The following is a 13,076-nucleotide window of genomic DNA, read 5'->3' as shown; positions in this document are numbered from 1 at the left end:
CAGCACGGCGGTAGCCAACGTCAATGTCCGGTACCCGCGCATCAACTTCCTGCCACGCCGCATGGCGGGCGGTGGCAGCGGTGGCTCTTTCCTCACCGTGATCGAGATCTCCAGCCTGACCCTCGTCATCTCAATTCCGACCTCACGTGCCGTGATGCCGCATTCAAGCCGGCCCGCACGACGGTTCCTGTTCGGGACTGCCGGGCTTGCCCGCTCCCGGCGTCGGCTCGGCCCTTGCCGATCGAGCGACGGTCCCACTGCCAACGGTGGGGCGAGCCGCTGGGGGGGTCGAACGTCACGACCTGCCGGCCGGTTCCTCGTGGATCCGGTCGTCACCCTGGCGAAGCGGTGACGGATGCAGGGGAACCGCCCCCGGTCGGCAGGGCGACGGCCTCGTCGAGCACCTGTTGCAAGCGGGCCGCCGTCGCGGTGCGGGACCGGTGCTGGTCGATGAACTGGCGACCCCGTTGCCCCATCTGCTGCAGCAGCTCAGGATCACGTTCCACCAGGTCGCGCAGGCCCACGGCGAGCTTGCCCGGCTCGACAGCCGCTCCTGCGGCGGCCTCCCGCACGATGTCGTGCGGCTCCCCCGGGCAGTTGGTCGCCACCGGTACCCCGGCCGCCAGGTAGTCGTAGAGCTTGTTCGGGCTGGCCCCCATCCGGAACACCTCCGCGTCCGCGAGCACGTGCACACCGATGTCCGCCCCCCCGAGGATGCCGGCCAGTTCAGCCTTCGGCACCGGATCGAGGAAGTGCACGTTCGACAGGGCCTCGGCGCGGGCCCGGGCGACCAACCGTGGCTTGTCGATGCCGTCACCGATCAGCGCGAAGGTGTGCTCCGGCAGTTCCGCCGCCGCGTCCAACAGTTCGTCCAGACCGTTCGCCGGACCGTGCGCTCCGGCGAACACGATCAGCTTGCCGCGTTGGGGCAGCCGGTCACGCAGCGGGATGTACCGGTCGTGGCGTAGTGCGAAGGTCGACGGTTCGGCCCCGTTGCTCACCCATGCGAGCTTGTCCTCGTCGATACCCAACGACCGGAAGTACGAGCGCCAGCCGTCGGCGACCATCACGATCCGGTCGGCCCGCCGGTACAACCACAGCTCCAGGCCGCGCAGCGCCCGGTGCAGTGCCGAGCCGCGGCGGAGGTAACCCGTACCGACCATCGACTCGGGCCACAGATCACGGATTTCCAGCACGAAACGTGCCCGGCGCAGCCGGGCCACCATCCAGCCGGCGACCGGGGCCAGGATGTGCGGGGAGGAGGCGTAGACGACATCCGGGCGGGGCTGGCGCAGCGCCGCCCGGAAGGCGTTCCGGGCGTAGCTGATCCAGCTCAGCACCCGGCGGTGGTCGTTGCCGGTGTAACTCGTCACCCGGACGCTGATGAAGTGGGGATCGTCCGGGACGTAGGTCCGGCGCGAGACGTGGTCCTGACTCGCGACGATGATCGACCAATCCCAGCCCTTGAGTCGGCTGAACAGCTCGACGTGTCGGGTGCCACCCGCGTGGGACAGCGGCTTGGCGTAGTGGTTCAGGACCAGAACGCGGCGTGCCGTCGGTTGCTGTGCTGCCACGGTGCGATCTCCATTCTCTGTCCGGAGCGGACGTGTCTGGGGCCGGGCCGCAACACGGCGACGACGGCGAGAATCCAACAGAATCGGGTGTCGAAGTAGTCGCCGGAGAACATGCTCGTCAGCAGGATGTAGATCGCGCCGACCGCGCACGCGACCTGTTCCCTCGGCGCTGCCGACCAGGGCCGCCCCTCCCGCCACCAGGTCGCGATGATGAGCACCGCCAACAGGACGGCGAGGATGCCGGCCTCCGCGGCCAACCCGGCGAAGTAGTTGTGCGGATACCCGACGCCGACCTCGGCGTAGAAGCTGTCCAACCCGCCCCCTGCCACCGGATGCTGAGTGAACATCTGCCACGCGTAGGACAGGAGTTCCGGTCGGGCGGAGAAGTCCCCACTCTGGATCCCCGAGCTGGAGTAGCGGGTCTCCGCGACCTCCGCGAACCGGGTGCCGACCAGAGACCACACCGCCCAACTGCCGGCACCGCCGAGCACTACCGTGCCGATCAGGACGGCAAGCCGCCGACGGGCGAACAGCACGAAGCAGGCCGTGGCGGCGCCGACGAGCGAGACCAGTCCCCCGCGCGAGCCCGACAGAACGGCTGCGGTGGCCAGCACGGGCAGCGGCAGAAGCAGCCACCACCTACGGGAGACAGTGAACAGGCCGACTGCCGCGATCATCCCCAGCGCAACGACCCGGACGAAGACGTTGGGTCCGCCGCTGAAGGCGGCGTACCGCCCACCCGCCTGCGGACCGGCGGCCAGCGCGCCGACCGCGTAGATGACGCCGGCGGCGAGCAGCAGTACCAGCAGGACCCGTGCGGCACGCGGTGGATTACCGGCCGCGAGAATCGTTGCGACGAACACCAGGACCCAGAGGCTCAGTAGGTCCCAGATGGCCGTGTTGACCCGGGCTCCGGACGGGGCCCAGAAGGCCCCCAGCAGTTGCAGGGCGATCAGCGCGGTGAAGAACAGAAACATTCGCGGCCACGGACGGGTGCGTCCCCGTGCGGACTGGTTGAGCTGCCACAGCACCGCTGCCGCGAGGAGCGCCACACATCCGGGGGTCCGCAGGTCCGATATGCGCTGCGCGGGAAGGTCAAGCCGATCCGGCGTGACTCGCCCGGCGAGGGCTACGACGAAGAGCGCGGCCAGCAGTACCACCGAGGTCCCAGCCTGGCGCCGACGCCGCTGATCCGGGCTCGGCGGCAGGGCGGTGCCATGCCGCGGCTCGGTGCGACCTGTCTGGATCAGTCCTGACATCAAGGGTGTCTCCTGGCGGGTTATTTCGGCGCGGGGAAAGGCCACCGCGAACGGTCATCCGTGGTTCGCGAGCGGGTCCGGCGGAGCCGGAACCGCCGCCCCAGAGTCGAGGTGGGCGAGGTGACGGCGAAGGAGCTGGCCACTGCCAGGACCGCCCCAGCGCCATAGGCGGCGGCGGAACCAACGGCCGCGCCCATCGCCCCATACCTCGGAATGAGGACGAGGTATGCGCCCAGGGCCACCACCATCGCGGGAATGTCCGCGAGCAGCGCGCTGCGGGCCCGCCCGGCGGCCACTGCCAGCCCGATCGCCATCCTGCTCACGCTGTAGCAGACCCCGCCGAGAGCGAGCGGAAGGAGCAGTTCGGTGGCTGGCGAGTATTCCGCCCCCAGGACCCGCACCACGAGCAGGTGACCAGCGATCAGCAGGCCGATGCCGGCCACGACGCCGTAGCCGGCGGCCGCCAGCAGTGGCCCGGTGCGGCGCAGGTCGCCGACGAGAAACCGCTGGTGCCAACGCGGTGTCTGGGCGTCCACGTATGACTGCACCGGCCAGATGATGAACTCGGCCACGGTCGCCACCACGATGTACAGCCCCAACTGGTCGTACGAGCCGAGCCAGGGCAGCAGAAGCCGGTCGGCGCGGAGCATCACCATGCTGGCCACCGCGGCGGGAAGCAGCCGCAGGCCGAGCCGACGTGCGGGGACCAGGCTGTGCGGAGCGGCCGGCCGGCTCGGGTCGGCGTGGCGGAGCAGCAGCCAGGCGACCAACGGGCTGACCGCGAGGCTGGCACCGTAGACCAGCAACCAGACCTCGGCCGAACCGACGCCGGCCACGGAGAGCGCGGCGGCTGACGCGACGAGGGTCAGTTGGGCTACGACGGTGGCAGTGACGTACGGGCGCGCGACGCCAGCGGCGGCGGCCCCGGTTCGCAGCGCGGAGTTCACCGCTAGGACCGACGCGGTGAGCACGAAGCCGGCCAGCGCCACGAGGTGGCTGGCCGTCCCGGTGTCGATCACCAGAATGACCGGGGCGACGGCCAGGACGGCCACCGCCGCCGTGGGTGCGATGAGACGGAGCATGTCGGCGGTCGTGTCCCGCGCGCCGCGCAGCGCCGGGACCGTTGCCGGGTAGGAGCGGTCCGAACCCGCGATCGCCAGCAGGTTGACCACGTAGGTCACCTGGAGAAGCAGCGCCAGGCTGCCCCGCCCAGACGGGCCCATGGAGCGGGCGGCCAGGACGTTGATGACCAGACTGGCCGCACCGACGACCGCTTGACCCAGCACGAGGTGACCGGCCGTCCAGACAGAGGATCGGCCCTGCGCCGGCGCGGATGCCCGGCGTGCGGCGCCGGGTGGTGGGCCCGCTGGCGTGAGTGCGGCCGGCTCGGGGGCACGCCGGGTCACCGGGCTGCCTCCTGGGCCTCACGGTCGATCCACTGGTGCATCCGACTGGTCACGCTGCTCCGTCTCGGCGACTCGGGTCATTTCCCCTGACGAGGTTCCACGTATGACGATTGATCACGGGCTCGGCCTGGCATGTCCTGCGTCCGGGGCGGAGCGCCTGGAACTTCAACGAGTGGTGCATCCGATGGTTCTTCCGATTGGACGCCGGGCGCCTCCCAGCAGGCCGGAATTCCAGCCGGGTGGGCGGCGCCCGACGAGTCGGGGCGCATGCCTACTGGTTGCTCGGGTCGCTGGAGGGACGTGCGGCGGGCCACCTCCGGTCGGCCACGGCGAGTTCGGGGTGCCACGACGGGCGGGCCGAACTGTCGGCAAGCGTCCCGACGGGCTGGGCGCAGAGCAGGGCGAGCTGCGCGACAACCTTCTCCGGTTCCTCGTACGGGTCGAGCCCACTGACCTCGAGCGGGTCCAGGGCCGGGACGGCCACGTGCGAGATCAGCGGGTGCAACGGTCGGGTGTCGGTCTCGCCGGTGCCCAGCAGGTCCTCGTGCAGCTTCTCGCCGGGCCGCAGCCCGGTGTAGACGATCGGCACCGAGCTCTGCGCCTGCTCGGCCATCTGCCGGGCCAGGTCGGCGATGCGCACCGGTTCGCCCATGTCGAGCACCAGCGCCTCGCCGTCGCGGCCGATCTCCGCGGCCTGCAGCACCAGGTGCACCGCTTCCTGCACCGTCATGAGGTAGCGGGTCACGTCGGGGTGGGTGACGGTCAGCGGGCGGCCCGCCTCGATCTGCCGCTGGAACGCGGTCACCACCGAGCCCCGGCTGCTCAGCACGTTGCCGAACCGGACGCTGAGGAAGGTGCCTGGGAACCGGGAGGCGGCGTGCGCCGTCAGCCGTTCGGTGATCCGCTTGGAGTAGCCGAGGACGCTGATCGGGTCGGCCGCCTTGTCGGTGGAGATGTTCACGAACTTGGCCACGTCGCGGCAGGCGTCGAGCACCGACAGGGTGCCCCAGACGTTCGTCTTGACCGCCTCGCCCGGGTGCCGTTGCAGCAGGGTGAGGTGCTTCAACGCGGCCGCGTGGAAGATCACGTCCGGCCGGCGTTCCTGGATGATCCGCCGGATGCCCTCGTCGTCGCGCAGGTCGGCGAGGATCAGCTCGGGACCGTCGAGCAGGGCCCGGCCGGCCAGCGACATCTGCAGGCTGTGCAGGGCCGACTCGTCGCGGTCGAGCATCATCAGCTCGCCCGGGTCGGCCTTCATCAGCTGCCGGCACAGCTCCGAACCGATCGAGCCGCCGGCGCCGGTGACCAGGACGCGACGGCCGGCGAGGCTGTTGGTGCTCAGTGGCAGGTCGGCGACGACCTGGCGGCGGCCGAGCAGGTCGCTGATCCGCACGTCGCGTACGTCGGTGACGGTGATCCGGTGGTCGACCAGGTCCCGGACCGGGGGCAGCACTTTGAACTCGGCGCCGGTCTGGAGGGTGGCCTCGCGGATCTCCCGGATCAGCGCGGCGTCGGCGTTGGCGACCGAGAAGATCACCGTGTTGGCCCCGGTGCGGCGGACGGCCGCCCCGATGTCGTGCCGTCCGCCGAGCACCCGTACCCCGCCGATGCGCAGGTCGCGCTTGTCGGGGTCGTCGTCGAGCGCGCCGACCGGCAGGTACCGGCCGCGCGGGTCGCTCAGCATGGCCCGTAGCAGGCCCTGCCCGGCGTCACCCATGCCGAACAGCAGCACCGGCGTGGAGGAGCGGACGTCCGGCCGCATGGCCAGGTCCCGGCGGTGCCGGTAGGCGAACCGGGCGCCGAGCATGAAGAGCAGGGCGAGCGCGCCACCGACCAGCGGGGTGCTCGCCGGGACCGGCCGGTCGGCGGACGGCAGCAGGCCCAGCAGCACGATGCCCGCCGTCGTGATCGCGGTGCCGGCGACGCCCTGCACCTCCTGGAGGCTGCCGAGTGGGTGTCGACCCGAGTAGAGCCGGCGCAGCGTGGCCACCGCGACGTGCACGACGGCGGCGATGGCGGCGACGCCGGCGGCGCGGGCGAGCAGGCCGGGCGGCGGTTGGAACTCGTAGCGGGTCCAGGCGGCCGCGAGGAAGCCGCCGACCCAGGCGGTGGTGTCGGTGGCGAGGAAACCGGCGGCCCGGCGGCGCGCCCTGGCCCGGCGCGATGTCAGTTCCGTACGGGTGCGCTCTGTGTCCCGCGGCATGTGTGCTCCCTGTCCCGTCTCCGGCCACTCCCACCACACAGCGATGGAAGGGCTTTTGTCCTCGTTTAAGTAGTTACATGCCGCCACTCGTCTTTTGGGCGTTTTCCCGATTGCCGGCCGAACGTACCGGCGGCGTGCGCCGCGCGGGCGGCTCCGCTCACCGGGCGGGCACGCCCTTGACCACGAGGCCGTCCGGCACGTCCCGTACGACGCAGGCGCCCGCGCCGACCGTGCTGTCCCGCCCGACGCGCAGCCCCTGCAGCACCGCGGCGGTGGTGCCGATCAGCACCCCTTCGGCCAGGTGGCAGTCGCCGGAGACGGCGGCGAGCGGGTTCACCGAGACGTAGTCGGCGAGGGTGCTGTCGTGGCCGACGGTGACGTTCTGGTTCAGGTGCACGTGCCGGCCGATGGTCACGTTGGTGGTGACCCGGGCGCCCGCGAACGCGACGAACCCCGGCCCGTGCTCGGTGTCCGGCCCGATCGTCGCGGCCGGGTGGATCAGGCTGGCCGCCGGCGTGCCGTAGCGGTCGACGCGCTGCCCCACCGCGCGCCGGACCCGGGGGTCGCCGATGCCGATGACGTGGTGGGTGTCCGGCGGCGCGTCGCGCAGCCAGGCGAGCCCGCCCAGGTACGGCACGTCCAGCCGCTGCACCCGCTTGAGGTTCTCCTCGGAGGGCCGGTCGTCGAGGAAGCCGAGCAGCCGCCAGCGCGGGCGGGCGACGCCGGCGTCCATCGCCCGGGCGATGGACAGCACCTCCCGGCCGTGACCGCCGCAGCCGACGACCACCAGTGGGATCGTCACGCCGTCGCCGCTCCGGTCCGCAGGGCCAGGAACTCGCCGATCGCGCCGAGCACGAACCCGATCTGCCGCTCGGTCAGCGCGCTGCCGCTGGGCAGGGTGAGCCCTTCGGCGAAGAGCGCATCGGCCGCCCCGGTGAGCAGGCTCTCGGCCCCGGCATAGGCCGGTTGCCGGTGCATCGGCTTCCACACCGGTCGCGTCTCGATCTCCCGGCCGGCCAGGTGGGTGGCGAGGTCCGCGGCCCGCCAGCCGGCCCGCTCGGGGTCGACCCGGATGCAGGTGAGCCAGCAGTTGGCGTCGGTGTCCTCCGCGCCGATCAGCTCGACCCCGGGCACCGGCGCGAAGAGCTTGGCGTAGCGGTCGCGCACCTGCCGGCGGCGGGCGATCATCCCGTCGAGCCGGACCAGCTGGGCCCGGCCCAGCGCGGCCAGCAGGTTGCTCAACCGGTAGTTGTAGCCGGTCTCGCGGTGCTCGTAGTGCGGCAGCGGTTCGCGTGCCTGGGTGGCCAGGTGCCGGGCCCGGGCCAGCAGCGGCAGGTCGTCGGAGACCAGCATGCCGCCCCCGGAGGTGGTCATGATCTTGTTGCCGTTGAACGAGAGGACGCCGACCCGACCGAACGAGCCGGCCGCCCGGCCGTCGTGCCGGGCGCCGAGCGCCTCGGCCGCGTCCTCGACCACCGGTACGTCCACGTCCGCGCAGAGCGGCAGCAGGGCTGTGTAGTCGGCGCAGCTGCCGAACATGTCGACGGGCACCACGGCGCCCACCCGCTCGCCGCGGCCGGCCAGCCGGTGCAACAGTTCGGCCAGCAGCGCGACGTCGATGTTGCCGGTGTGCGGGTCGCAGTCGACGAAGACCGGCCGGGCGCCGGTGTAGCGGACCGCGTTCGCGGTGGCCACGAAGGTCAACGTCGGCACGACGACCACGTCACCCGGCCCGACCCCGACGCCCACCAGGGCCAGGTGCAGGGCGGCGGTGCCGGAGCTCACCGCGACCGCGCCCCGGGTGCCGACCCGCTCGGCCACGTCACGCTCGAACGCGTCGAGGTCGGGGCCGACCGGCGCGACCCATCCCGAGCGCAGGGCGGCGAGCACGTAGGACTCCTCCAGGGGCCCGACGTCGGGCGGCGACAGGTAGATGGTCCGGCTCATCGGGCGCCTCCGGGGCGGGTCGTCATACCGGGGTGCGGTCGCGGTCGCGGGACGCCGACCAGTTCGGCGTGCCGAGGAACTCGGGGGCGGTCGGGGAGCCGGCCGCGGCGATGCCCTCCCGGCGCAGCACGGTGCGGATGGTCGCGAGGAGGATCGACAGGTCCAGCCGGAGGCAGCGGCTGTCGACGTACTCCACGTCGAGGTCGAACTTCTCCTCCCAGCTCAGGCCGTTGCGGCCGCGTACCTGGGCCAGCCCGGTGACGCCGGGCCGGACCTCGTGCCGGCGGGCCTGGGCGGGGGAGTAGCGGGCGAGGTACTCCGGCAGCAGCGGGCGCGGCCCGACCAGGCTCATGTCGCCGCGCAGCACGTTCCAGAGCGTGGGCAGCTCGTCCAGGCTGGTGGCGCGCAGCCAGCGCCCCAGCGGGGTGAGCCGGTCGCCGTCGTCGATCAGGCCGCGGCTCGGGTCGGGCGACCGCATGGTGCGGAACTTGACCACCTCGAAGAGCCGGCCGTGCAGCCCGGCGCGGCGCTGGCGGAACAGCACCGGACGGCCGAGCCCGAGCGCGACCAGGAGTGCCACCACCGCGAGCAGCGGCGCGGCGAGCACCAGCAGCACGGCGGCGACGGTCACGTCGAGGATCCGCTTGCTGCGGTCGGGCCGCCCCTGCTGCCGCGGCGGGCGTTCGGGCGCGTTCACGAGGGCAGGCACCGACACCGTTTCGACCTCCCGCAACAGTCATTGCGCTACAAACAGGTTTTATCAGGCAAATAGGCCGCAGCAGCGCTGAATGGCGACACTCAGGCAGCAACCCGTCGGATCAACCTCAGAACTCCCGCCCAGGAAACGGCACTGACCAGGCAGATCCCGTGGACAGGCGGGCCGGGCGGGTGGGCAGGAGAGTGCTCGACGGCCGATCGGGCGGGGGAGGTGCCGTGCTGCACCTGCGGGTCATCGTTGCGCCGGACCGGTCCTCGGCCGTGCCGGCCTGCCGGATGCTGCTGGCCGAGCGGCCGTTGGCGTTCTCGTCTGGCGGCCCGACGCGCTCTCCGGCAGCCTGGTCGGCGTGCTGATCTCGGTGACCACGGTCCCGGCCGCCGCCGACGTCGCGGTCGCCGCCGCGTACCGGGCCTGGCACGAGGCGGCCGGCTCGGCGCTGCAGCTGGTGATCAACCTCTGTGCGATCGTGCTCGCCGGGTTGCTCACCCTCGTCGTGCAGCAGCTCAGCTGGTGGCGGCCGGCCCGGCGTGCCCCTGAGCGGCCCGCACGCTGAGCCCGGTCACGGCCACGCGTCGCCGGCGTCGAGCCGCCCGGCGAGCAGCGTCCGCAGCGGCACCGATTCGCCGTCCCGGCCGCCCTCGCCGACGATCAGCGGCGCCGGGCCCGGTGGTGGCGCGACGCCGAACAGTCGGGCCCGCAGACCGCCGGGCACGGTCAGCAGGTAGAACCGCCCGTCGACGTCCACCGCCCGGCTCCGGGCCCGGTCGACGTACCAGCCGGTGAGCCCGGTGCGGTAGCGGCCCCGCCCGTCGTATCCGCGGGCGACCAGCCGGGTGGTGGCCAGGCCGCGCCGCGTCGCCTCGGCCACGAACCCGGCCACCAGCTCGGCGGCCTCGGCCCGCTCCGCCGCCCGCCGTCGCCCGTCGGCCGCCGCGTGCGCCCGGACCGCGCGCCGCTGCCGCTCCCGCCAGTCCAGGCCGTCGTCCGCACCCACGACCGCGACGGTACGCCTCACCCGTCCGCCGCATCGGCTTGACTCCGCGCGCAGCACGGCCCGGCTCGACTCACGCCGTCTCCACCCGCGCCGCGGCCCGCCCTCCGCCTGGCAGCTCGTCGCGGCTCCGGCCGGGTGGCCCGGTGCCGCGCGCGTCTGCCCCAGCTGTGCGAGCAGCTCGACAGGCCGCGCCGGAGCGTCCACCCGGCGCACCCTCTCGAGCTGAATCGTCGGTGACATCGCTGGGGTGATTCGGCTACGACATCAGCTCCACAGTGCCGGCCATGGCCTGGGGTGGCGGACCATCGCCCCGGCGCCGAACGAGAGCGCGGCCGGCAGTTCGGCGCGCGCGGTGAACCGGGGCGCGAGGATTCCCCGCCCGAACCGCGCCACAACCGGATCCTGCGGCACGGCGAGTCGTCAGGCCCCCGTCAGTGGCCCGGACCCGCCGTGCCGCCAGTCCCGTCGAGGTCAGGCCAGGCCGGCGCGGCGCAGCGCGTCGGCCATCGCGTCGTTGGCCGGGGCCGGACCGCCCCGACCCTGCCGCTGCGCCCCGCCGCGTCCGCCCTGGCCGTCCCGGGCGCCGCCGCGCCCACCCTGGCCACCGCGTCCGGCCTGGCCACCCTGGGCGCCGCCCCGGTCGCGCGGCGGGCCGCCCTGCTCGCCACGGGGGCCGCCGCGCTCGCGGCGGCCGCCGGGCTCCGCGTCGTCCTCGAGCCGCAGGGTCAGCGAGATCCGCTTGCGGGGTACGTCGACGTCGAGCACCTTGACCCGGACCACGTCCCCGGACTTGACCACCTCGCGGGGGTCCTTCACGAACGTCCGGGACATCGCCGAGACGTGCACCAGGCCGTCCTGGTGCACCCCGACGTCGACGAACGCGCCGAACGCGGCCACGTTGGTGACCACCCCCTCCAGCACCATCCCGGGGACCAGGTCGCTGATCTTCTCCACCCCCTCGACGAAGGTGGCGGTGCGGAACTCCGGCCGGGGGTCGCGGCCCGGCTTCTCCAACTCGCTGAGGATGTCGGTGACGGTGGGCAGGCCGAACGTGTCGTCGACGAAGTCGGTGGCCCGCAGCCCGCGCAGGATGGTGCTCTTCCCGATCAGCGACCGCAGGTCCTGCCCGGTGTGCGCCAGGATCCGGCGCACCACCGGGTACGCCTCCGGGTGCACGCTGGAGGAGTCCAGCGGGTCGTCGCCGTCGGGGATGCGCAGGAAGCCGGCGCACTGCTCGAACGCCTTCGGGCCGAGCCGGGGCACCTTCTTCAGCGCCGCCCGGGAGCGGAACGGGCCGTTGGCGTCCCGGTGCAGCACGATGTTCTCCGCCAGCCCGGCGCCGATGCCGGAGACCCGGGTCAGCAGCGGCGCCGAGGCCGTGTTGACGTCCACCCCGACGGCGTTCACGCAGTCCTCCACGACCGCGTCCAGCGACCGGGAGAGCTTCACCTCGGACAGGTCGTGCTGGTACTGGCCGACGCCGATCGAGCGCGGGTCGATCTTGACCAGCTCGGCGAGCGGATCCTGCAGGCGGCGGGCGATGGAGACCGCCCCGCGCAGCGAGACGTCCAGCCCGGGCAGCTCCTGGGCGGCGTACGCGGACGCCGAGTAGACCGACGCGCCGGCCTCGGAGACCACCACCTTGGTGAGGTTGAGCTGCGGGTGCCGCTTGATTAGCTCGCCGGCGAGCTTGTCGGTCTCCCGGGAGGCGGTGCCGTTGCCGATCGCGATCAGCTCCACCCGGTGCGCCGCGGCGAGCCGGGCCAGGGTCTCGATCGAGGCGTCCCACTGCCGGCGCGGCTCGTGCGGGTAGATCGTGTCGGTGGCGACGACCTTGCCGGTGGCGTCGACCACGGCGACCTTCACGCCGGTGCGCAGGCCCGGGTCCAGGCCCATGGTGGGCCGGGCGCCGGCCGGCGCGGCGAGCAGCAGGTCGCGCAGGTTGGTGGCGAAGACCCGGACGGCCTCCTCCTCGGCCGCCTGCCACAGCCGCATCCGCAGGTCCGCGCCGAGGTGGATGAGGATCCGGGTGCGCCAGGCCCAGCGCACCGTGTCGGCCAGCCACCGGTCGGCCGGCCGGCCCGCGTCGCTGACGCCGAACTTGGCCGCGATGGCCGCCTCGTAGCGGCTCGGGCCGGTCGGCACGGCGTCCGCCGCACCCTCCGACTCCGGCTCCATGGTCAGGTCGAGCACGCCCTCCTTCTCGCCCCGGAACATCGCCAGGATCCGGTGCGACGGCAGCTTCGGATAGGGCTCGGCAAAGTCGAAGTAGTCGGCGAACTTCGCGCCGGCCTGCTCCTGCCCCTCGCGTACCCGGGACACCAACCGGCCCCGCGACCACATCTGCTCGCGCAGCGAGCCGATCAGGTCCGCGTCCTCGGCGAACCGCTCGATCAGGATGGCCCGGGCGCCGTCCAGCGCGGCGGCCGCGTCCGCGACACCCTTCTCCGCGTCGACGAACCCGGTGGCCGCCTCCCGGGGCTCCCGCGTCGGGTCGGTCAGCAGCGCGTCCGCCAGCGGCTCCAGCCCCGCCTCGCGAGCGATCTGCGCCCGGGTCCGCCGCTTCGGCTTGTACGGCAGGTAGATGTCCTCCAGCCGGGACTTGGAGTCGGCGGCCATGATCTGCGCTTCCAGCGCCTCGTCCAGCTTGCCCTGGCCGCGGATCGACTCCAGCACGGCGGCCCGCCGCTCGTCCAGCTCGCGCAGGTAGCGCAGCCGCTCCTCCAGGGTGCGCAGCTGGGTGTCGTCGAGCAGGCCGGTGGCCTCCTTGCGGTACCGGGCGATGAACGGCACGGTGGCGCCGCCGTCGAGCAGCTCCACGGCCGCTCGCACCTGACGCTCGGCGACGCCGAGCTCCTCGGCGATCCGCTGATGAACAGAGAGGGTCACGATCTCGATCCGCCTTCGGGTCTGGGTTCCGCTCTGCATTGTGCCGGCCCGCCCCGACGACCGTCGTCGCGCCCGGCCGGGCGACC

At 73.0% G+C, this 13,076-nt stretch carries 11 protein-coding genes; 1 reads left to right on the top strand and 10 read right to left on the bottom strand.

The genetic code is table 11. The features are described from left to right. Nucleotides 1–332: 332 nt before the first annotated feature. From AC1WTP_RS25165 to AC1WTP_RS25135, 7 genes are all read right to left on the bottom strand, one after another. On the bottom strand, nt 333–1,574 hold the full coding sequence (locus AC1WTP_RS25165; RefSeq protein WP_481651740.1) for a glycosyltransferase family 4 protein: 1,242 nt from the start codon (nt 1,572–1,574) through the stop codon (nt 333–335). Further along, nucleotides 1,532–2,833, bottom strand: a complete 1,302-nt coding sequence (locus AC1WTP_RS25160; protein ID WP_481651739.1) for an O-antigen ligase family protein — start codon at nt 2,831–2,833, stop codon at nt 1,532–1,534. Before AC1WTP_RS25160 ends, AC1WTP_RS25165 begins: the two co-directional genes overlap by 43 nt. A 20-nt stretch (nt 2,834–2,853) precedes the next feature. After that, a complete protein-coding gene (locus AC1WTP_RS25155) occupies nt 2,854–4,119 on the bottom strand; it encodes a lipopolysaccharide biosynthesis protein (RefSeq protein ID WP_481651738.1) in 1,266 nt (421 codons plus the stop codon). Between the two features lie 391 nt (nt 4,120–4,510). Then, a complete protein-coding gene (locus AC1WTP_RS25150; RefSeq protein WP_481651737.1) occupies nt 4,511–6,442 on the bottom strand; it encodes a polysaccharide biosynthesis protein in 1,932 nt (643 codons plus the stop codon). A 157-nt stretch (nt 6,443–6,599) separates the two neighbouring features. Next, nucleotides 6,600–7,244: an acetyltransferase gene (locus AC1WTP_RS25145; RefSeq protein ID WP_481651736.1), complete on the bottom strand. Its 645-nt coding sequence runs from the start codon at nt 7,242–7,244 to the stop codon at nt 6,600–6,602. Continuing rightward, a complete protein-coding gene (locus AC1WTP_RS25140; RefSeq protein ID WP_481651735.1) occupies nt 7,241–8,389 on the bottom strand; it encodes a DegT/DnrJ/EryC1/StrS family aminotransferase in 1,149 nt (382 codons plus the stop codon). The genes AC1WTP_RS25145 and AC1WTP_RS25140 overlap by 4 nt, the downstream gene beginning before the upstream one ends. 22 nt (nt 8,390–8,411) lie before the next feature. Beyond that, nucleotides 8,412–9,104: a sugar transferase gene (locus AC1WTP_RS25135; protein WP_481651734.1), complete on the bottom strand. Its 693-nt coding sequence runs from the start codon at nt 9,102–9,104 to the stop codon at nt 8,412–8,414. A 349-nt stretch (nt 9,105–9,453) separates the two neighbouring features. On the opposite strand from AC1WTP_RS25135, the gene AC1WTP_RS25130 reads away from it, so the two are divergent. Further along, complete coding sequence (locus AC1WTP_RS25130) at nt 9,454–9,660, top strand: DUF389 domain-containing protein (protein ID WP_481651733.1); 207 nt, start codon at nt 9,454–9,456, stop codon at nt 9,658–9,660. Nucleotides 9,661–9,666: 6 nt separating this feature from the next. Here the strand turns inward: AC1WTP_RS25130 and AC1WTP_RS25125 are convergent, their stop codons facing one another. The 3 genes from AC1WTP_RS25125 to AC1WTP_RS25115 all read right to left on the bottom strand — a co-directional run bounded on the left by AC1WTP_RS25125 (nt 9,667) and on the right by AC1WTP_RS25115 (nt 13,029). Then, nucleotides 9,667–10,101, bottom strand: a complete 435-nt coding sequence (locus AC1WTP_RS25125) for a hypothetical protein (RefSeq protein ID WP_481651732.1) — start codon at nt 10,099–10,101, stop codon at nt 9,667–9,669. A gap of 264 nt (nt 10,102–10,365) precedes the next feature. Beyond that, nucleotides 10,366–10,494, bottom strand: coding sequence for a hypothetical protein (locus tag AC1WTP_RS25120; RefSeq protein ID WP_481651731.1), 129 nt, complete (start codon nt 10,492–10,494; stop codon nt 10,366–10,368). Between the two features lie 78 nt (nt 10,495–10,572). Further along, entirely contained in the window at nt 10,573–13,029 is a 2,457-nt protein-coding gene (locus tag AC1WTP_RS25115) for a Tex family protein (protein ID WP_481651730.1), read from the bottom strand. Nucleotides 13,030–13,076 lie beyond the last annotated feature (47 nt).

The organism is Micromonospora sp. R311, assembly GCF_056780015.1.
Note: the sequence above shows the minus strand (reverse complement) of the source record. Positions and strands in the feature narration are given on the sequence as shown.